The sequence below is a fragment of the Sagittula sp. NFXS13 genome (assembly GCF_040148795.1).
GTDB classification, from domain to species: domain Bacteria; phylum Pseudomonadota; class Alphaproteobacteria; order Rhodobacterales; family Rhodobacteraceae; genus Sagittula; species Sagittula marina.
The window spans coordinates 56,612-75,451 of record NZ_JAGEMH010000010.1; the positions used below are offsets into that span (position 1 = coordinate 56,612).

The 18,840-nt window shown below is 59.0% G+C and carries 20 protein-coding genes and 1 pseudogene; 7 read left to right on the forward strand and 14 right to left on the reverse strand.

The window, feature by feature from the left end; translation table 11 throughout:
- Positions 1–59: 59 nt before the first annotated feature.
- Complete coding sequence (locus J4E08_RS17320) at positions 60–659, forward strand: TetR/AcrR family transcriptional regulator (RefSeq protein ID WP_183969651.1); 600 nt, start codon at positions 60–62, stop codon at positions 657–659.
- A gap of 393 nt (positions 660–1,052) precedes the next feature.
- Here the strand turns inward: J4E08_RS17320 and paaZ are convergent, their stop codons facing one another.
- The 13 genes and pseudogenes from paaZ to J4E08_RS17380 form a co-directional block, all read right to left on the reverse strand.
- On the reverse strand, positions 1,053–3,110 hold the full coding sequence (gene paaZ, locus J4E08_RS17325) for a phenylacetic acid degradation bifunctional protein PaaZ (protein ID WP_349539582.1): 2,058 nt from the start codon (positions 3,108–3,110) through the stop codon (positions 1,053–1,055).
- Positions 3,111–3,132: 22 nt separating this feature from the next.
- Positions 3,133–3,897, reverse strand: a complete 765-nt coding sequence (locus tag J4E08_RS17330) for a Phenylacetic acid catabolic protein (protein ID WP_349539583.1) — start codon at positions 3,895–3,897, stop codon at positions 3,133–3,135.
- Positions 3,887–4,966, reverse strand: a complete 1,080-nt coding sequence (gene paaE, locus J4E08_RS17335; RefSeq protein ID WP_349539584.1) for a 1,2-phenylacetyl-CoA epoxidase subunit PaaE — start codon at positions 4,964–4,966, stop codon at positions 3,887–3,889. Before paaE ends, J4E08_RS17330 begins: the two co-directional genes overlap by 11 nt.
- Positions 4,967–4,977: 11 nt before the next feature.
- A complete protein-coding gene (gene paaD / locus J4E08_RS17340; protein WP_349539585.1) occupies positions 4,978–5,499 on the reverse strand; it encodes a 1,2-phenylacetyl-CoA epoxidase subunit PaaD in 522 nt (173 codons plus the stop codon).
- Positions 5,496–6,353, reverse strand: a complete 858-nt coding sequence (gene paaC / locus J4E08_RS17345; protein ID WP_349539586.1) for a 1,2-phenylacetyl-CoA epoxidase subunit PaaC — start codon at positions 6,351–6,353, stop codon at positions 5,496–5,498. The genes paaD and paaC overlap by 4 nt, the downstream gene beginning before the upstream one ends.
- The gene (paaB, locus tag J4E08_RS17350) at positions 6,353–6,655 is read right to left on the reverse strand and encodes a 1,2-phenylacetyl-CoA epoxidase subunit PaaB (protein WP_183969641.1); all 303 of its coding nucleotides are present in this window, start codon (positions 6,653–6,655) and stop codon (positions 6,353–6,355) included. Before paaB ends, paaC begins: the two co-directional genes overlap by 1 nt.
- Positions 6,656–6,666: 11 nt before the next feature.
- Entirely contained in the window at positions 6,667–7,659 is a 993-nt protein-coding gene (gene paaA / locus J4E08_RS17355; protein WP_349539587.1) for a 1,2-phenylacetyl-CoA epoxidase subunit PaaA, read from the reverse strand.
- Between the two features lie 20 nt (positions 7,660–7,679).
- Positions 7,680–8,885 carry a 3-oxoadipyl-CoA thiolase gene (gene pcaF / locus J4E08_RS17360; RefSeq protein ID WP_349539588.1) on the reverse strand — a complete coding sequence of 402 codons (1,206 nt, stop codon included), beginning with the start codon at positions 8,883–8,885 and terminating at the stop codon, positions 7,680–7,682.
- Positions 8,886–9,417: 532 nt separating this feature from the next.
- Positions 9,418–9,669: an aldehyde dehydrogenase family protein gene (locus J4E08_RS24580; RefSeq protein WP_502949293.1), complete on the reverse strand. Its 252-nt coding sequence runs from the start codon at positions 9,667–9,669 to the stop codon at positions 9,418–9,420.
- A gap of 354 nt (positions 9,670–10,023) precedes the next feature.
- A complete protein-coding gene (locus J4E08_RS17365; RefSeq protein ID WP_349539589.1) occupies positions 10,024–11,088 on the reverse strand; it encodes an aminoglycoside phosphotransferase family protein in 1,065 nt (354 codons plus the stop codon).
- Positions 11,085–11,414 (reverse strand): cupin domain-containing protein, encoded by a 330-nt coding sequence (locus J4E08_RS17370; protein ID WP_349539590.1) that lies wholly within the window; start codon positions 11,412–11,414, stop codon positions 11,085–11,087. Before J4E08_RS17370 ends, J4E08_RS17365 begins: the two co-directional genes overlap by 4 nt.
- A gap of 266 nt (positions 11,415–11,680) precedes the next feature.
- Positions 11,681–11,803, reverse strand: a complete 123-nt coding sequence (locus J4E08_RS17375) for a hypothetical protein (protein ID WP_349539591.1) — start codon at positions 11,801–11,803, stop codon at positions 11,681–11,683.
- A gap of 202 nt (positions 11,804–12,005) precedes the next feature.
- A pseudogene (locus J4E08_RS17380) lies at positions 12,006–12,116 on the reverse strand (IS5/IS1182 family transposase); the annotation flags it as partial.
- Positions 12,117–12,155: 39 nt separating this feature from the next.
- Between J4E08_RS17380 and J4E08_RS17385 the strand changes: the two are divergent.
- The 6 genes from J4E08_RS17385 (at position 12,156) to hpaR (ending at position 18,450) form a co-directional block, all read left to right on the forward strand.
- The gene (locus tag J4E08_RS17385; protein ID WP_349539592.1) at positions 12,156–12,641 is read left to right on the forward strand and encodes a hypothetical protein; all 486 of its coding nucleotides are present in this window, start codon (positions 12,156–12,158) and stop codon (positions 12,639–12,641) included.
- Between the two features lie 1,407 nt (positions 12,642–14,048).
- The gene (locus J4E08_RS17395; RefSeq protein WP_349539593.1) at positions 14,049–14,552 is read left to right on the forward strand and encodes a 5-carboxymethyl-2-hydroxymuconate isomerase; all 504 of its coding nucleotides are present in this window, start codon (positions 14,049–14,051) and stop codon (positions 14,550–14,552) included.
- A 4-nt stretch (positions 14,553–14,556) separates the two neighbouring features.
- Positions 14,557–16,068, forward strand: a complete 1,512-nt coding sequence (gene hpaE / locus J4E08_RS17400) for a 5-carboxymethyl-2-hydroxymuconate semialdehyde dehydrogenase (RefSeq protein ID WP_349539594.1) — start codon at positions 14,557–14,559, stop codon at positions 16,066–16,068.
- Positions 16,069–16,113: 45 nt separating this feature from the next.
- Positions 16,114–17,094, forward strand: a complete 981-nt coding sequence (hpaD, locus tag J4E08_RS17405; RefSeq protein WP_349539595.1) for a 3,4-dihydroxyphenylacetate 2,3-dioxygenase — start codon at positions 16,114–16,116, stop codon at positions 17,092–17,094.
- A 39-nt stretch (positions 17,095–17,133) separates the two neighbouring features.
- Entirely contained in the window at positions 17,134–17,892 is a 759-nt protein-coding gene (locus J4E08_RS17410; RefSeq protein ID WP_349539596.1) for an aldolase/citrate lyase family protein, read from the forward strand.
- A gap of 117 nt (positions 17,893–18,009) precedes the next feature.
- Positions 18,010–18,450 (forward strand): homoprotocatechuate degradation operon regulator HpaR, encoded by a 441-nt coding sequence (hpaR, locus tag J4E08_RS17415; protein WP_183969623.1) that lies wholly within the window; start codon positions 18,010–18,012, stop codon positions 18,448–18,450.
- 107 nt (positions 18,451–18,557) lie between these two features.
- Here hpaR and J4E08_RS17420 read toward each other — a convergent pair whose 3' ends face one another.
- Positions 18,558–18,770 carry a hypothetical protein gene (locus J4E08_RS17420; RefSeq protein ID WP_349539597.1) on the reverse strand — a complete coding sequence of 71 codons (213 nt, stop codon included), beginning with the start codon at positions 18,768–18,770 and terminating at the stop codon, positions 18,558–18,560.
- Between the last annotated feature and the right edge of the window lie 70 nt (positions 18,771–18,840).

An 18,840-nucleotide genomic window follows, 5' to 3' on the forward strand; every position in this document is an offset into this window, starting at 1 on the left:
ACACTGGCGAAAGACCGCGGCGTGCGCTATTGCGCACGCCGCAGCGAGAGGAAATGCCCATGGCGCGGACCCGTGCAAATGACTTCGAAGAAAAGCAGAACAACCTCCTGCTGACGGCGGCGCGCGTCTTTGCAAACACCGGGATGGAAAAAGCGTCCATGTCCCAGATCGCCAAGGAGGCGGGCGTTTCCAAGTCGCTGCTCTACCACTATTATCCCTCCAAAAGTGAGTTGATTTTCGCGATTATCATGTCGCATCTCAGCGCGTTGGATACGCAATTGGCCGAGGCGCATGACGACAGCCTTTCGCCGGAACAGCGTCTGCAAGTGCTTTCGGCGACCGTGCTTGATGCCTACCGCGGCGCGGATGATCATCACAAAGTTCAGCTGAATGCGGCTCTGGCCCTCAATCCGGATCAAACCCGTGAAATCACCGAGGTTGAACGAAGGATCGTGCGACGGTTTGCTGCCGTCATCAAGGATATCTATCCTGACCTTGATACACCGGAACGTCCACTTTTGACTCCGGTGACCATGTCCTTGTTCGGGATGCTGAACTGGGCCTACATGTGGTTTCGCGACGACGGCACTGTGAGCCGCGACGAATATGCGCGGATAGCAACTACGATCCTGCTCGAGGGCGTCAAGGGCATCCGCTGAAAGTGCACCGCAGCAAGATACCCAAAAGTTTTCCCTTTCAGCTAGGTCTGAACACGGAGACTTGGTTCACGCGGCAAATCGGCCTCATTCGCTTAGGCCAAATCGGTACCTTCGCCAGATTGCCACTTTGGCTTTGGCGTGAGCGTCAGCAACGCGGTGCCCCGCATTGCCGCTTGTCGCCACGATCACATCTTTGAACAAAGATGGCGGCGGACGCAGGGCCACGATGTGTCCGACCACCGCGCTATGAAACCCTCCTGCAACCGCCGGGCAACGTCGCTCCTGAAATAGCAAACGCGTCCAATGAGCAGATCTGCGATCATCCCGGCGCCCCGAGGCGCAAGGCCGTCGGGTCAACGGCACCTGCAACCTCGTCACGGTATGGTTACGCACTCACGCAGAGGGCCAGACTTTGGCGACCATTGTCAGCACGTCATATTGTGCCACGACCTGCCCCTCCTGATTGGTGACCTGACAATCCCAACGGACCTCTCCGTGTTCAGCATTTTCGCGTGGGTTGATATGCTTGCACGTCAGGCGCACCTGCAAAGTGTCGCCGAAGTAGACAGGCGTCATGAACCGCACGTTGTCGACCCCGTAGTTGGCCAGCACCGGGCCAGGGTCGGGCATGACGAACAGCCCTGCCGCAAATGACAGGATCAAATAACCATGCGCCACCCGGTCCTCAAAGAAGGGATTTGCCTTGGCAGCGTCGCTGTCCATGTGGGCGTAGAATGTGTCCCCGGTGAAGTGCGCAAAGTGCTCCACATCTTCCAGTGTGATCTGGCGGGACTGGGTGACAACCTGATCGCCCAAGCGCAGATCGGCCAGCGATTTGCTGAACGGGTGCTTGTCTGCGCGGGTCGGGGCCCCCTCGGTCCATTGACCTGTGACAGCGGACAAAAGCGCCGGCGGGCCCTGAACTGCGGTCCGCTGCATGAAATGTTTCACGCCACGCATGCCGCCCATCTCTTCACCACCGCCGGCACGGCCCGGTCCACCGTGTACCAAAGGTGCCAAGGGAGAGCCGTGTCCTGTGGACGATTTCGCCGAATCCCGGCTTCCGATCAACACACGCCCATGGAAAGGCGCGACTCCGGTGACAACCTCGGCAGCAACCGCCGGATCGTTTGTGAACAGCGACGACACAAGCGACCCCTTGCCCATCCGCGCAAGCGTTACCGCCTCTTCCGCACCGTCATAGCCCATAACGGTGGCGACCGGTCCAAAGGCTTCGACGCTGTGAGGTGCGTCAGCCTTCAGCGGAACATGGGCGCGCAACAAGACGGGGTTCAGGAAAGCGCCTTTCGCCGCATCCCCCGAAACCGTATGCACATCGGCGGGATCGCCAAAGGCGATCTCGGCTTCGGCCTGCAGCGCGGCAATCTTGTCGCGCACCCCGTCCCGATCACCCAGCGACACCAGTGCGCCCATGCGTGACGTGTCATCATCGGGCAAGCCGACGGGAACGCTGGAAAGACGTTTGGACAGTGCCTCTATCACCGCCTCTTCATAGGCCTTAGGAACAATGACCCGCCGAATTGCCGTGCATTTCTGACCCGCCTTGGAAGTCATCTCGCGCGCGACTTCTTTAACGAAGAGGTCGAATTCAGGGGTGTCCGGCCCGGCGTCCGTACCAAGTATGGCGGCATTCAGGCTGTCTGCTTCCATCGTGAAGCGCGTCGAATTGGCGATGATTGCCGGATGCGTGCGCAGTTTGGCCCCGGTGTCGGCCGATCCGGTGAATGTCACCACGTCCTGCCCTGTCACATGGTCCAGTAGCCCATCAGGCCGCCCGCAAACCAGCTGCAACGCACCGTCAGGCAGCAACCCCATGTCAAGAATCCGCCGCACGACCAGTTCTGTCAGATAAGCCGTCTGCGTCGCGGGTTTGACCAACGTTGGCATCCCGGCGATCAAGGTCGGCGCGATCTTTTCAAGCAACCCCCAAACCGGGAAGTTGAAGGCGTTGATGTGGATTGCGACACCGTGCAACGGCGTCAGAATATGCTGTGCGGAGAAGGTGTTGTCCTTCGACAAAGGCTCCACGTCGCCTTCGGTCAGGACGCGGGCATTGGGCAGTTCGCGCCGCGCCTTGGACGCGAATGTCAGCAGCGTGCCGATGCCCCCGTCGATATCGACCCAGCCATCCTTGCGCGTCGCGCCCGTCCAGAAGTTCTCAACGTAGAAATCTTCCTTCATCTCCATCAATCGCAGGCCGATCTCTTTCAGGAGCAGCGCGCGTTCATGGATTGTCATCTTGCGCAGAGCCGCGCCGCCAACGTCGCGCCCCCAGTCCAGCGCGGCTTCGATATCAAGCCCCTGACCGCCCACGCGGGCAACGGTATCACCAGTCGCCGCATGCGCGATTGCCTGATCGCCTTCTCCGCTGACCCAACGGCCGCACAGATAGCTTTCAAGACGGCGCGGATCGAATGCCGAATCCAACATCACGTTTCCTTCCGAAATTTGGTTAAAGCGCAACTGTCGCAAGTTGCCGATCAAGCGCGTCTTGCCATTGGGTGCGCAACGCCTCGTTTGCCGTGCGACGCAGACCCATCGCGGAAAGCCGGTCGAACCGGTCAGACCCATCCCGGCCGAACGTCAAAGCCACGCGGGGTTGCCAGTAGTCGATAGCCTTCCTCAAATCTGGAAGACGGCTTTCAACTTCGGTCAAGCGCGCAAGCCCTTCGAGGCCAAGTTCCATATGGCGCTGCTCTCGTGGGATGATATCGCGAGCCACCTCGGCAAGTGGTGCATAGGAACACTGCTCGAGCTCGCGCAGCTGGGTCACAGTGGCCTGCCCCATCAACACATTCAGGATCACCGCGTCGTTCCAGTTTTCCAGCGGATGATGGAAAACCGACAGGCGCATGTCACCGCCCTGCCTGCGCGCCTCGACGTCCGCATCCCGTGGCATCCGGGCGGCCCAATCATGCGCACTGTTATACAGCGCCTTGTCCGTCCCGAATTCCACCATCAGATCAAGCACCCGTTCGGCGTGATCGGCCTTTTCCAAGGTAATCCGGCTGGCAGCGATACGCTCCTTTATGCCCGGCGCCCAGTTGATCGCATCGGCAAACCCGGCAGACCCGGCAAGTTCACTGTCCACGAAGGACGACATCAGGCGTAGCAACTCAGCCCGATATCGCGGCGGTACATTTTCAGGCGACGACAACTTGCCGCCTTGGGCAAGATAGTCGGAAATGCTCATGGTATCTGCGGCTTCATTCGTCATAGGTCAGCACCACCTTGTCTGAAATAGGAATGCACTGACAGGACAGCACATATCCTGCCTTGACCTCGTAATCCTCAAGCGCGTGATTGATTTCCATCTCGACCTCGCCTTCCAGAACCTTGGCGCGACAGGTTGAGCATACACCGGCCTTGCAGGAAAACGGCGCATCCATCTGGTGCTGGATTGCAGCGTCCAGCACAGCCGTTCCGTCCTTTGGCATCTGAAACTTGCGCGTTGCGCCATCCAGCGTCACGGTGACATCGCAGACGTTGCCGGTCGTCGCGTCTTGACGTGTTGCGGCCCTTTTGGCGGTGCGGCCCGGCTGTGACGACGCAAACAGCTCGAACTTGATCTGACTGTCGTCCAGCCCATGCTGTCGCAGGCTTTCCGCAATGGTCAGCATCATCGGCTCGGGGCCACAGATAAACGCGGTATCGACTGTTTCGGCATCGATCCACAGGCGGAACAGACCGTCCAGCTTTTCCGCATCCACCCGACCGGTGAACAGGTCGATTTCCTGCCCCTCGCTTTCAAGAATGTGAATGACCGAAAAGCGCCCAAGATAGATGTTTTTCAGATCTTCGAGCTCTTCGCGAAACATGATCGAATTGATCTGCCGATTGGCGTAGACAAGGGTGAATGTCGCCTCAGGTTCCCGGCCAAGCACCGTTTTTATGATCGACAGCAGCGGCGTGATCCCGGAGCCGCCCGCAAATCCCAGGTAGGTTTTCGCAGCAGCCGGATCGATCGGAGCAAAGAACTTACCCATCGGCGGCATCGCATCAAGAGTATCGCCAACCTTCAGGTCCTGATTGGCAAACGTCGAAAACGCCCCGCCATCGACCCGTTTGATCCCAACCTTCAGGCAGCCTTCGTCCTTGCCGGCGCAAATGGAATAGGACCGTCGCAATTCGGTACCGTCGAAGTCGCGGCGGAAGGTCAGATACTGGCCTTGGGTAAAATCGAACGCTGCAGCGGCCTCCGCTGTCGGCGTCAGCGTCAAAACCACCGCATCGCGCGTTTCCCGGCGAATATCAGTGACTTCAAGCGGATGGAATCGTGGGGCCATGGGTCAGATCCTCAGATACATTTGAAGTAGTCGAACGGCTCAAGACAGTCAGTACAGCGATAAGCGGCCTTGCACGGCGTCGACCCGAATTGGCTGACCTTCTCGGTCGCGGCCGATCCACATCTTGGGCAACTTACGACCAGGTTGGGCGTGCCTGACATGCGCGCCGCACGCGCGGCCATGACGTCGGTGCCAGCGGTGCCGTCAATCGGAGGCGCGATACCGTAGTCACGTAATTTCTCCCGCGCTTCCTCAGTGATCCAGTCGGTCGTCCAAGACGGCGACAGTCGACGGTCCAGCCTCACGGCACGCAGGCCTTTGGCTGCCAAGTGTGACTGAATGTCGATATCGATCACGGCCATGGCCGGGCACCCCGAATACGTCGGAGTGATCGCAACCACGAGCGTATCGCCCTCAAAGAAAACCTCACGCACGATTCCCAGATCGGTGACCGAAATCACCGGGATCTCGGGGTCCGGCACCTCTGCCAACCAATCCCAGACCTGATCTACCGACGGAAGTGTCGTGGTCACCAGCTTGCTCCGGGATAGGCGCGCTGCAGAAACTGCATCTCTGCCAGAACGAAGCCGAGATGTTCGGTATGACGACCGGTGCGGCCACCTTTTTGTGCAAATGCGGTACCCGAGGGCAGATCCAGCGTCGCTTCTTTCAGAATCTCCGTGACTGTTTGGGTCCAGTCGGCGTGCAAGCCCTCTACCAGCGGGGCAATACCCGCTTCGGCGATGGCACGGTCGACGTCGTCGGAGATGAACATTTCGCCCGTGTAGGGCCAAAGGAGTTCCAAGGCGTCCTGCATCCGGCTCCGGCTGGCGTCGGTGCCATCGCCCAGACGCACGACCAGATCGGACGAACGCTCCAAGTGGTATGTCACCTCTTTCAAGGCCTTGGCCGCAATTTCGGCAACCCGGGGACTGCTCGATCCAGTCAGCTTCCCAAGATAGTCGTGGTGCCAGGCGTCAAACAGAAACTGCCGCATGATCGTGACGGCCATGTCGCCCTTGGGCAACTCGACCAGCAATAGATTGCGGAATTTCATCGCATCGCGCAGATAGGCCAAGGTGTCGGCGGTGCGACCCTCGTCTTCGACCTCTGCCGCCAGGCCCAGCCACATTTGCGTGTGCCCAATCAGGTCCAGCGCGATATTCGCCTGTGCGATGTCTTCTTCCAGCGCAGGTCCGTGGCCACACCATTCAGACGTGCGGTGTCCGAGGATCAGCGTCGTGTCCCCCATCCGGCAGAGCCAGTCGAAAAACGCGGGCTTCAGCGCGACATCTGTCACGTGATGATCGGGGACATCCTGCTGGGCGGCCTCTTTCGCGGCAAGCTCAACGACGTCGCCCGTGTTCATGTCAGAGGGTGAAGACATCACATATGCCCCGCTTCATCGGGGATGTCGTAGAATGTCGGGTGGCGATACGTCTTGTCGTCGGCGGGATCGAACAGCGGACCTTTCGCCGAAGGACTGGAGGCCGTGATGTGCTTGCTCTCAACCACCCACAGCGACACGCCCTCCTTGCGACGGGTATAGACATCGCGGGCGTTGTTGATCGCCATTTCAGCGTCGGTCGCATGCAGGCTGCCCACGTGACGGTGATTCAGCCCGTTCTGGCTCCGCACAAAGATCTCCCATAGCGGCCATTCCTTGCGAGGTTTCGCGGTATCGGTCATGGTTTTCGTCCTTATTCGGCCGCCAGCGCGGCAGCGGCGCGGCGTTTCGCGGATTTCTCGGCATAGGCGGTCAGACCGTCGCGGAACCATTCGCCTTCGCTCCAGGCATCGCGGCGCGCCTGAAGGCGCTCGCGGTTGCAGGGGCCGTTGCCTTTGATCACCTCAAAGAACTCGGCCCAATCGGGTTCGCTGAAGCTGTAGTCGCCGGTTTGCTCATCAAAGGTCAGGTTCTCGTCCGGCACAGTCAGCCCCAGAAGCTCTGCCTGCGGCACTGTTTCGTTGACGAACTTCTGACGCAGCTCGTCATTGGTGTTCATCTTGATCTTCCACGCCATCGACTGTTCGGAGTGAACTGAATCCTTGTCCGAGGGGCCAAACATCATCAGCGCCGGATACCAGAAGCGGTTCAGCGCATCCTGCGCCATCTCCTTTTGCTCAGGCGTCCCTGCGGCCATCTTCATCATGATCGCGTAGCCCTGCCGCTGGTGAAAGGATTCCTCCTTGCAAATACGGATCATTGCTCGGGAATACGGCCCATAGGATGTGCGTTGCAGCGGCACCTGGTTCATGATTGCTGCGCCATCGACCAACCAGCCGACTGCCCCCATGTCCGCCCAGGTCAGCGTTGGGTAGTTGAAAATCGAGGAATACTTCATCTTGCCCGAATGCAGGGCCTCAAACAGCTCATCTCTCGTAACGCCCAATGTCTCGGCTGCCGAATACAGGTACAACCCGTGGCCCGCTTCATCCTGAACCTTGGCCAGCAGGATTGCCTTGCGCTCCAGCGTTGGCGCACGTGTGATCCAGTTGCCTTCCGGCAACTGGCCGACGATTTCAGAGTGCGCGTGCTGACCCATCTGGCGTATCAAGGTCTTGCGGTAACCCTCGGGCATCCACTCCTTTGGCTCGATCTTCTCGCCTGCGTCTATGCGATCCTGAAACGCGCGCTCCTGTGCGGTCAGATCACCACGGTTGCCTTCGGATTCTACCATTTGTGCATACATCGGTCAGTTCCTTTCGCGTTTCAGATACGTTCTATAACCATGGCAATGCCCTGCCCGACACCAACACACATCGTGCACAGCGCATAGCGTCCGCCAGTCCGGTGCAGCTGGTACATGGCCGTGCCCACAAGACGGGTGCCTGACATGCCCAACGGATGACCCATGGCAATTGCTCCACCGTTTGGGTTCACATGTGCGGCATCGTCGGGGATGCCAAGCTGACGCAACACCGCAAGGCCCTGCGCTGCAAAAGCTTCGTTCAGCTCGATCACATCCATCTGATCCAGCGAAAGCCCGGCCCGCTCCAGCACTTTGCGCGTCGCAGGTTCCGGCCCAATCCCCATGATCCGTGGTGGGACACCGGCGGCAGCCATGGCAACGACACGCGCACGGGGCGTCAAACCGTGCAATTTCGCAGCGGCCTCTGAGGCAACAAGCACGGCCCCGGCCCCGTCGTTCACACCAGAGGCATTGCCCGCCGTAACAGTCAGGTCAGGGCCGTTTACGCCCCTCAGTTTGGCCAACGCTGCGACGTCGGTTCCCGGACGCGAATGTTCATCCGTATCGACAATCACCGGATCACCCTTGCGCTGAGGGATCGTGACCGGGGTGATTTCGTCAGCGAACAGACCCTTTTCATGCGCCGCAGCCCATCTTGCCTGGCTCGCAGCGGCAAATGCATCCTGATCGGCGCGACTGATGCCGTAATCCGCGGCGACATTGTCGGCGGTTTCGGGCATAGAATGCGTTCCGTGAGCCTTATCGAGCTTGGGGTTCTTGAAACGCCATCCAATTGTCGTGTCGTACATCTCGGCATTGCGGGAAAATGCAGACGTCGCCTTTGCCATCACGAAGGGCGCGCGGCTCATGCTTTCGATACCGCCCGCGATCATCATGTCCGCATCCCCCGCGCGAATTGCACGTGCGGCCATGCCGATCGCATCCATACCGGATCCACACAGCCGATTGATGGTCGTTCCAGGGACTTCGACCGGAAGCCCGGACAACAGCACAGCCATGCGCGCCACGTTGCGGTTGTCCTCACCGGCCTGATTGGCGCAGCCCATGATCACATCGTCAACGCGCGACCAGTCGACATTCGGGTTGCGGTCCTGAAGCGCCGCCAACGGGATCGCCGAAAGATCATCTGCTCTGACTTGCGACAAGGCCCCGCCGTAGCGTCCAATCGGCGTGCGAACTGCGTCGCAGATAAATGCGTCGACCATGACATCTCCTCCTCCGTGCGGTTAAGCACCTGTGTCAAATGCAGGTTAGTTCACAAAACATCACATGTAAATTTATTTATGTAGTTTTATGTGATGCTTTGTGGATGGTGTGAAATATTTATATATTTTAGTCACTTAGCAGAATAATGCACATCGTAGCGAAACCACACGCCGCACGTTTCCAATCCTCCCGATGCGTAAAAGGCCTAAAGAGAGACCTACTTTCGTGCCGAGCGGGTGACCGGCCCGATCGGGAAAGGAAGGTAGATCCAGGCGAATGGCATAGCCACGGCCATGCCCGGCCCTTCTCGAAAAGGGGGCAGAAGCGCGCGAACGCGGTGTCGGCGAACCGGTGCGAAAGCTTGGTCATGGTCATTCGCCCTCGCTGGTGCGCAAGGAGAGACGGCGTTCGAGTGCTTCGCTTGTATTCACGCCGGTGACATAAAGCGCCCTGGCCTCTTGGGTGGCGACCCGCAGGACTGCGGCGCGCACGATCAAGAAAGCCCGTGATTTTATCGCACTGGGCTTTCGGCTAGATAGGCACAAGCTTCAGACCATCGCGGTCGCCGGTCCGACGGTGAATGCCTCGGCGGGGTGGCGCAGACGCTCCAAAAATTGCGGACAAAGGTCCCTTGAGGACCACACCGTTGGCTACCGCCAGCGAGGCCGGGATTGTCCAGAAACCAAGGATCAGCGGAAAATTACAAGGGACGATATGTAGCGGCACACCCTGCGGCGCATAGTTTTGGTGGTGGAGAAAGCCCGGCTCCATTGATGCCTTGATTTGGTCCGCATCAACGCGGGCCGTCGCGCTTTAATAGCAATACACGGACAGGATGTTGGCAAAGTCGCATTGGCGTTGGGTTGGCCGGTTTCGCACGGCATCACAGTCGCGATATCAATCATGTCGGCGCGTTCCATGGCATCCACCACGCTGTGCAGGAACTTCGTCCGGCATGTACAACCAATTTTGGACCAGAGCTTTCGCAACATTCACAGGGTCAGACACGTCCTCGACGTGACCTGCCGTCGGCGCGCCATAGTGACCGACGGTTTCCAGCGTGGCAGGACAGGTGACTGTGCTACGGACCCATCGGTCGGAATGAACGCAGGCGCCAGAAAGGACGGTGAAAGCGTGTCAGACATTTGCAGGTCCGGTTTTGGGTGAAAGTATCTCGTGAAGCGTTCCGGCAACCTGAACCCAGTCGGGCAGCGCTTCATCGAGAAAGCTTGAGATTTCGGTGAGCTGAGCCGCGTGCAGCGCGGTACGGAACTGGCTCAGAACGCGCGGCATAAACGCGAGGTAGCGTGGCTTCGCGTCGCGACGACACAGGCGCACGAAGACGCCGAGAATGCGCGCGTGCCGCTGCGCAGCCAAGAGGTGATACCTTGCGCGGATGTCGGCGTCATGTCCCAGCCATTCCGGCGCATCGGCGCAATATTGATCGAGAAGCTGCTCTTCCAAGCCTGGCATCAAGTCGCGACGGGCGTCCTGCAAAAGAGAAAGCAGATCGTATTCACAAGGCCCGCGCAAGGCGTCCTGAAAGTCCAGCAAACCGCAGCGCGCCGCGTCCGTCCGATCCGAAAGAAGCATCAGATTGTCGACGTGGAAATCCCGCAGAACCAACGTTTCGTGACGCCCGGCAACCGGCGTGAGCGCAGTTTCCCAAAGCGCACGAAAAGCGACATCAAACGCCTCTGTGTCCAGTCCGGGCGCCACCGCAGGCGCGAACCAATGCGAGAAAGTCGATAACTCATCAAGATACACTTGCATGTCGTAGGCCGGGCGGTCGATCTGCCGACCCTTTGGGGCGTGGTGAAGCTTGAGAAGGGCGTCAACCGCCAACTCATACAGGGCTTTCTCATCAAGCCCACGGGCGAGGCAAGTCGCATAGGTCGCATCGCCGAAATCCTCCAGCAGTGCCAGCCCTTCCTCATGTTCCGCATGCCAGACTCTCGGTGCCGACAGCCCCAATCCGTTCAGGTGCGACGAAATCATTATGAAGGCGGCAAAGCCCGGCAGGTCGAACTGGTCATCCATCAGCAGCAGGTCGCGCCCTACCACACGGTAGTAGCTGCGGGTGGAGGCATCGGCGGTGAAGGCCTCCAATCGGGCGCTCCCCAAGCCATTTGATCCTAGAAACGCGGCCGCCGCTGTACGCAGGTTTCCTGCGCCAAGGAATTTAGACGTCGTCTGGGTCATCGGATCGTGCAGGCCTTCTTCACAGTCTCATGAACGGGGCCGGCTCCTTGCCAACCTCTGGGGAACAACCCCGCAGTGTCTGGCGTGGACTCAATCACATCTCCAGAAGCGTTTGAGTAGGTGCCGCGGCCTTCCAGAAAGTGGCAGACTTCGTCGCGGGTCACATGGTACCCCCACTTGCCGGGCGTACAGATCCACAGACCGCATTCGCTCTGGCAATTGGAACCGTTGTGCAGGGTCTTGCCAGAAACATGGCTTTCGCCCTCGATCATGGTCCGGATGCTTTCCCAATCCATCGCTTCGGTAATGTCCAGTGGCCTGTGCATTGCGGGTGCTTTCAAGTCTCTCTCCAATTCAGACCAACATGTAGATGTTGCGCAAGGGCGCTGTGATCTCAATCGTGCCTCGCCAGGCTGCCGGAAACAACACACACGTGCCGGTGCCTGCCTAGATTACCTCTTCTCCATCGTTGCGGCGATGGTTCACGCGCCCTTTGACCTCGTGATAGAATTCGTCGCGCGTCAGGTGATATGCGAGAGCCCGGGGTGCACTCCCAGATCTCGCTCTGCGACGAATTGTTCGGCCCCTTGTACTAGAGCTGACCGTTGATAAGGGACCGACTGTCGATCACTTGGGACTGCGGCCCCCAGTCGAGCAGCGCGTCATGGGCGGTGGCACCATGGACGTTCGGTGCAGAAGATGTCAGATCAATCACCGCTCTTCTCCGTCACGCATATGAGGAGGTTTGCGGTCTATACCTGACCTTCTGGTACTGCATGCGCTCGAAAATTTTTTCAAGCCGCGTCGCGATATTGGAGTCGTTCGGAATGTCTTCGATCTTCTCAATCATTTCATCTTCAATCGGCTCTGTTGCACAAATCGGCTGAAGGCCGAGGTTCCCCTTTCCCCGGAGGGACTTATCCTAAGGGCCCTTTGACTGGGATGCCAAGAGCTGTGTAACGGTTTAGCACAGCGATGCGGATTTGGGTCTCCGCGACCTGCCGGTCGAAGTGCCGCGCCATGCCCCGCCCGGCAACGGGCAAAAATCGATAAAAAGGGAATTAACAATGAAACCCACTGAAAACCCTTTCACCGTAGATGACGGTGAGCGTCATGCCATCTGGGAGGCCCATATGCGCGTCGATATTGACGCCTTTATCGCTGGCGATTGGAAGGCCGTGGCGCAGGATTTCGACGCTGAGCGCTTTATGGCCTTTGACGCCCATCACAGTCATGACCCCGCCGAATGGTCCATAGGATTTCCCGATCTTGCGGCCTACCGTGACACATGGCTGCGCATGTCCGCCGAGACCCGCGATAGGGCCGACCCGGACAGGCTGAGAGACGCGATGTTCGCGGGGGCAAGGGTAAAGCGTATCGAATTCCAGAATGATACTACAGCTATCCTGCACAAGGTTTTCAACGGCAGCACGCCCCTGAAGGGCGGCAGTGAAGAACCTTACGGTTGGCAGTCGGTTTTCTCGCTGCGCAAGGCTGACGGCCGCTGGAAAGTCTGTTCCTTCGTGGGATACATGCCGCACACGGACCGGTAGACCGATCCTTTAGCGATTTCAGGCGTTCAGTGCTTCCATTTGGCACGCTTCGCCGAGCTGTCCCCACCGATCCTTGAATGCCCGCTTTGCAAATGCCGGCATGGGGCGTGAGGTTTGGACAGTGCGCGCCATTGGTTCGGGTGAAATGGTAAATAGGCGCTTTCACCAAACGCGTGAAACTATGTCGGAGACGTCCGCGCACAGCGTATCGGTGCTACTGTCGCGGCACATTCTTTGTAAGCCAAAGAGAAAGTTATCGTCTTTTTCGATGACGTATTAATACCACCAGGACCAGAACCCACTGATCTTCTTGGGGCATGGTGAGCCACTGTTCGAGAGTAGAGCGGTGAACATTTCTGGTCTCCTGTGGCTGAGCGACGCGCCTGCAAAATACGGTACACACAAGACCCTAAATAGTCGTTGGAAACGGTGGAGCGAAAATGGAAGCTTCGCACGGATGATGGCCGGTCTTGCCACCGAGCATGGCGAGACGAAAATCGTGATGATCCACTCTCGGGATAACCATGCGGGATGCCCTTCCGTGCAGTGGACGCGCCCGGCATCAAAGGGGAGCATGGAGGCTTGGTAGACCGAACCGAGGTTGGCATGAACACCAAGCTGCCCGCCATCTGCCACAGCCGAGAGCGCCCGCGCGACCTCTTCGTCACAGCCCGATAAGTACGTGTTTACATCATCGCCTAGGCGGTGCTCGAGGGCCTGCCAAATGTCGATTGGCTTCTCGGAGATTGCGGCTAAGACCCGGATTGCCAGAAAGTCCCGTACGATCGACACTTGTGAGGTGCCCATTTCCAGACTCATTACAGGTCACCCGGAATGAGCCGCCTCCGGGCAGGTTTGTCCGCCAGCCCCGCTACCCTCAGGCCAGCGCCCGGCCAGGCCAGTTCCTCGCTGCTGCGTTGCCGATGGCGGTCGGCGCGCGACGGTTGCGGAGGGGGGGGGGGCTGACATAGCTTTATTAAAAAAACCGCCGTTGGGCCGGGCTGCCCCCATCCCAAGCAGGATTTATCCTACGTCGTAAGTGACAGGTATGCGACGAGCGGCGGAGGCGCCGTTTGACAGAACGCTTCTGCGGTCTTGGTCGCGTGGGGTTTTGGTCGATCAACTCGGGCAGCATAGGGGGGTTACGGAACTGCTGTTGAAGACCGCGTTTGTCGCTCGGATGTGGTGCCCACATCATATAGGGATCGAATTTACCCTTCGGAACATCGCCACGACATGTCCTTCCGGTCAACGGATCGCAAGCGAGCCGCTTCATTTCAGTGTGTCATTGTAAGCCGACGAATTCGTGACCTTGTACTTCGCAGGAACCCAGCTGTTACGCTGTGTGCACGAGATAAATCCCCAAACAGTCGTTATGCAACAAAGCCGTTATGGCTTTCATCTCATATGGCGCTGCAATTGCTTAGTAATTCAGAAACAGCCTTTGCCTTTCCGACGGGTACAGCACTTCTGTTGACAAAAACTCTATTAATTAACATGTTCATTATAGGGGGAAGAATCATGCCGCATATGACCGTGGAGTTTTCGGACGGGCTGTCGACAGAGAGCCTGCGCCTTCTATGCCGGACGATTTATGAGGTCTTGGCCGCCTCAGACGATTTCCCGACGGCGGGCATTCGGGTCCGCGTGCACAAGGCGGACATAGCTTTTGTGGGTGACGGGCTGCCGGAGAACGATTTTGTTGCGCTAACCCTATCCGTTGGCGCCGGGCGGACCCGTGACGTGCTTCACGCTGCAGGCAGTCAAATCTTTGCCGCCGCGCAAGAGGCCTTGGCCGACCGGTTGGCTGAACCATACTTTTCGCTGTCTTTGGAAATTCGCCAGATCGATCCGGATCTGAGCTGGAAAGACACCCCAATTCACGCCCGTTTCTCGCCCAAAAAGGACTGACCCCATGAGCATCCTGGATCAGAACATCGAAAAGGCCCGCACCTATATGCAGCCTTTTGTCGAGGCCGGTGTCCTCAATCACATAGACGGGCAGACGGTGCCGGCACACTCTGGTGCGCTGATGGATACGATCAGCCCGGTGGACGGGACAAAGCTGGCCGACGTGGCCAAGAGCGACGCCGTTGACATTGATGCCGCCGTCGCCGCCGCAAAGGCCGCGTTCAGGGGCTGGTCGCAAACGCCGGGTGCGGAACGCCGCAATATCCTCATCAAGGTGGCCGAGGCGATAGAGGCCCGCGCCGAGGAAATAGCCTTTACCGAGTGTATGGATACCGGACAGGCTCTGCGGTTCATGTCAAAGGCCGCCATCCGCGGCGCGGCCAATTTTCGCTTCTTCGCCGATCAGGCGCCGGGCGCAGAGGATGGCGAGGTCAGCCGCACACCGACGCAAATGAACACGACATCGCGCCGCCCTGTTGGACCTGTGGGAGTGATCACACCTTGGAACACCCCATTCATGCTGTCGACGTGGAAGATTGCCCCGGCCTTGGCCGCAGGCTGCACCGTGGTGCACAAGCCCGCCGAATTCAGCCCCATGACCGCCAAGCTGTTGGTGGAGATCGCCGAAAGCGCGGGGCTTCCGCCCGGCGTTCTGAATGTGGTCAACGGGCTGGGGGAAACCGCAGGAAAGCGGCTGACCGAACACCCCGACATCAAGGCCATCGCTTTTGTCGGAGAAAGTCGCACCGGCTCCATGATCATGAAACAGGGCGCGGACACACTTAAACGGGTGCACTTCGAGCTGGGCGGCAAGAACCCTGTGATCATTTTTGACGACGCAGATATCGACCGCGCTGTGGATGCGGCGGTCTTCATGATCTACTCGCTGAACGGCGAACGCTGCACCTCGTCCTCGCGCCTGCTGGTACAATCGACCATCTATGATGAGGTCTGCGCTCGGGTTGCAGACGCCGCCAAACGTATCAAGGTGGGACATCCGCTCGACCCTGACACGGTGGTCGGGCCGCTCATCCACCCCGTGCACGAAGAAAAGGTGCTGTCCTATTTCGTTAAGGCAAAGGACCAAGGCGCAACCATCGCGGCAGGCGGCGAGAAGGTCGGCGATCAGGGCAGCTTTGTCGCGCCGACGCTGTTCACAAACGCCAGAAATGACATGAGCATCGCGCAGGAGGAGATTTTTGGCCCCGTGCTCACCGCAATTTCATTCGACACCGAAGATGATGCGCTGGAGATGGCAAACGACACGCAATATGGCCTCGCCGCCTATCTCTGGACCAACGATCTGAACCGCGCCATTCGTATGACGGATGAGTTGCAGGCCGGTATGATGTGGGTCAATTCCGAAAACATCCGCCACCTGCCCTCTCCTTTTGGCGGGGTGAAGGCCAGCGGCATAGGTCGCGACGGCGGCGATTGGTCTTTCGATTTTTATATGGAAACGGTCAACGTCAGTTTTCCACGTGCGGAACATCGCATCCCCAAGCTGGGCGGCTGACCCCCGTCCGCCACGCCCGTCCCAACTGTCCGTAGGAGACCAGACATGCCGATCCCTGCCCCGAACTTGTATCCGCCGTTCAACATCATCCGGCTGAGCCACGTGGTCTTTGGCGTCACCGATCTGGCGAAATCACGCCACTTCTATGTAGACACGCTGGGCTTGCAGGTCACGGACGAGACCGCCGATACCCTCTACTTGCGTGCCATGGAAGAGCGCGGCCACCATTGCATCGTGCTGAAACAGGCCGACCAAGCCACGGCGCGCGCCCTATCATTCAAGGTCTTCGCTGAAGAGGATCTGGACAAGGCCGCGACCTGGTTTGCGGACAAGGGGCACGCGGTGGACTGGGTCGACCGCCCCTATCAGGGCCGGACGCTCGCAACGGTGGATCACGACGGAATGCCGATCGAATTCTATCACAAGATGGACCGTCTTGCTCCGATCCATCAGAAATACGAACTGTATCGGGGCGTAAAGCCACTGCGCATCGACCATTTCAACTGCTTTTCGCCATCGGTGGATGCCTCTGTCGCATTTTACAACGAGCTTGGCTTTCGGGTGACGGAGTACACAGAGGACGAGGACAGCCAACTGCTTTGGGCCGCATGGACGCACCGCAAGGGGGGCGTGCACGACATGGCGTTTACCAATGGCACCGGGCCGCGCCTGCACCACACGGCCTTTTGGGTGCCGACGCCGCTGAACATCATCGACCTGTGCGACCTGATGGCCACCACCGGCTATGTGGGCAACATCGAACGCGGGCCGGGGCGACACGGCATTTCCAACGCCTTCTTTTTGTATATTCTCGACCCCGATAACCACCGGATCGAGATTTATTGCTCCGACTATCAGACGGTTGACCCGGATCTGGAGCCGATCAAGTGGGATCTGAAAGACCCGCAGCGTCAGACACTTTGGGGCGCACCCGCGCCGAAATCGTGGTTCGAGCAAGGCTCCCTGTTCGAGGGCGTCACCCCGCGCAAGGCCGATCTGGACGCCACCCCCATCGTCGCGCCATAACGGCTGCATCCGCTTCACCCGTTGTTTTGAGAGACCGCCATGCCTGCACGAACCAACCCGTTCAAAGCCCGCCTAAAAGCAGGCGACACACAGATCGGCCTTTGGGTTTCTTTCGGGGATCCATCGGTGGCGGAGCTTTGCGCCCATACCGGCTTTGACTGGCTGGTGATCGACGGGGAGCATGGCCCCAACGGTCTGCGCGATGTGATGGCGCAGCTTCGGGCCGTGGGGACCAAAACGCATCCCATCGTTCGCACCAAAGACGACAATCGCGCCGACATCAAGCAAATGCTCGACATCGGGGCGCAGACCATCCTTGTGCCGATGGTGGAAAGCGGCGCGCAGGCAGCAGAGATCGTTCGCTCGGTGCATTATCCAACCCAAGGCGCGCGCGGTGTCGGTGCGGCACTGGCAAGAGCGTCGGGCTATGGTACGATCCCGGACTACCTGACCACCGCCGCCGATCAGATTTGCCTGCTGTTGCAAGTGGAAACCATGGCAGGGCTAGAGGCGCTGGACGATATTCTCAGCGTGAACGGCGTGGACGGGATCTTTGTCGGACCAGCGGATTTGGCTGCAGACATGGGCCACATCGGCAACCCCGGCGCGCCAGAGGTGCAGACTGCGATCAACAATGCGCTGACCCGTATCCGCGCGGCGGGCAAGGCGGCAGGCATCCTGACCTCTGATCAAAAGCTGGCGCAGGGCTATATTGATATGGGATGTGAATTTGTCGGCGTCGGGTCTGATGTGGGCGCGCTGCTTGGCGCTTTGCGTGCGCTGCGGGCAACTTATTGATCCGGTGCATAGCAGTCGATGGCATCGCATGGTGACTTTTGACGTGCTTGCCCTTTAAGCTGTCCGCCAGAACCAAGCCACCCGGCAGACCAAGGCAGACTTGCAGCAAAGGCTCCTATGACGAAAAAGCTGCCCTCTACCACGCGGTCGCTACCAATTGCCCTTATTCGCGCGCGCGAAGGCGTCATGGCGCCGATCCGTCATATGCTGTCCGAGACAGGCCTGACGGAGCAGCAATGGCGCGTCCTGCGCGTTCTTGCGGAACAAGGCGTTATGGATGCCAAGACGCTGGCGGACCGTTCCAGCCTGCTTTTCCCAAGCCTGACCCGCATCACCTCCACCTTGCGTGACAAAGGGCTGGTGACGCAGAAGCGCGACGATCAGGACCGCCGACGCCAGTTCGTCGCAATCGCCCCCGCCGGTCAGCAGATCATAGACGATCATTCTGCAAATGCCGCCGAGATCGTCGAAAGCTTCAAGGCGACACTTGGCGCAGACAATTACGACACGTTGCTCGACTTGCTGGCCCTGCTCGACCCCGGCCAGCAGGACCAATAATCAAATCACCCCAATGTTTGCCCCATGCCAATCCCGACCATGCGAGTCAGACGACACGCTCTCCAGAACCGGATCGCTAGGGTCACCGCCAAAGGCAGGAACGGCGGTTACAGGTTCAAGATTGGATAATGGAGCGTGACGTGCAGCAGTGTCACGGCGGTGCCCATACTTAAGTCCACAGGCATTTCCGCAACCACCAGCGGGCACTCCAGAATGCCATCTCTAAGAAATTCGGAAAGCTCGGCAGAACATTCCCGGAAACGTTTGGCAATGTGGAGTCGCTGATCGCCTGTGCCACCATCAATCTGCTGTGCGAACAACCGTTTCCGGGAGGGCCGATGCAGGATTTCTCCATCGCGCTCCTCGGGCCCTGGCACGGCATTTTCGCTT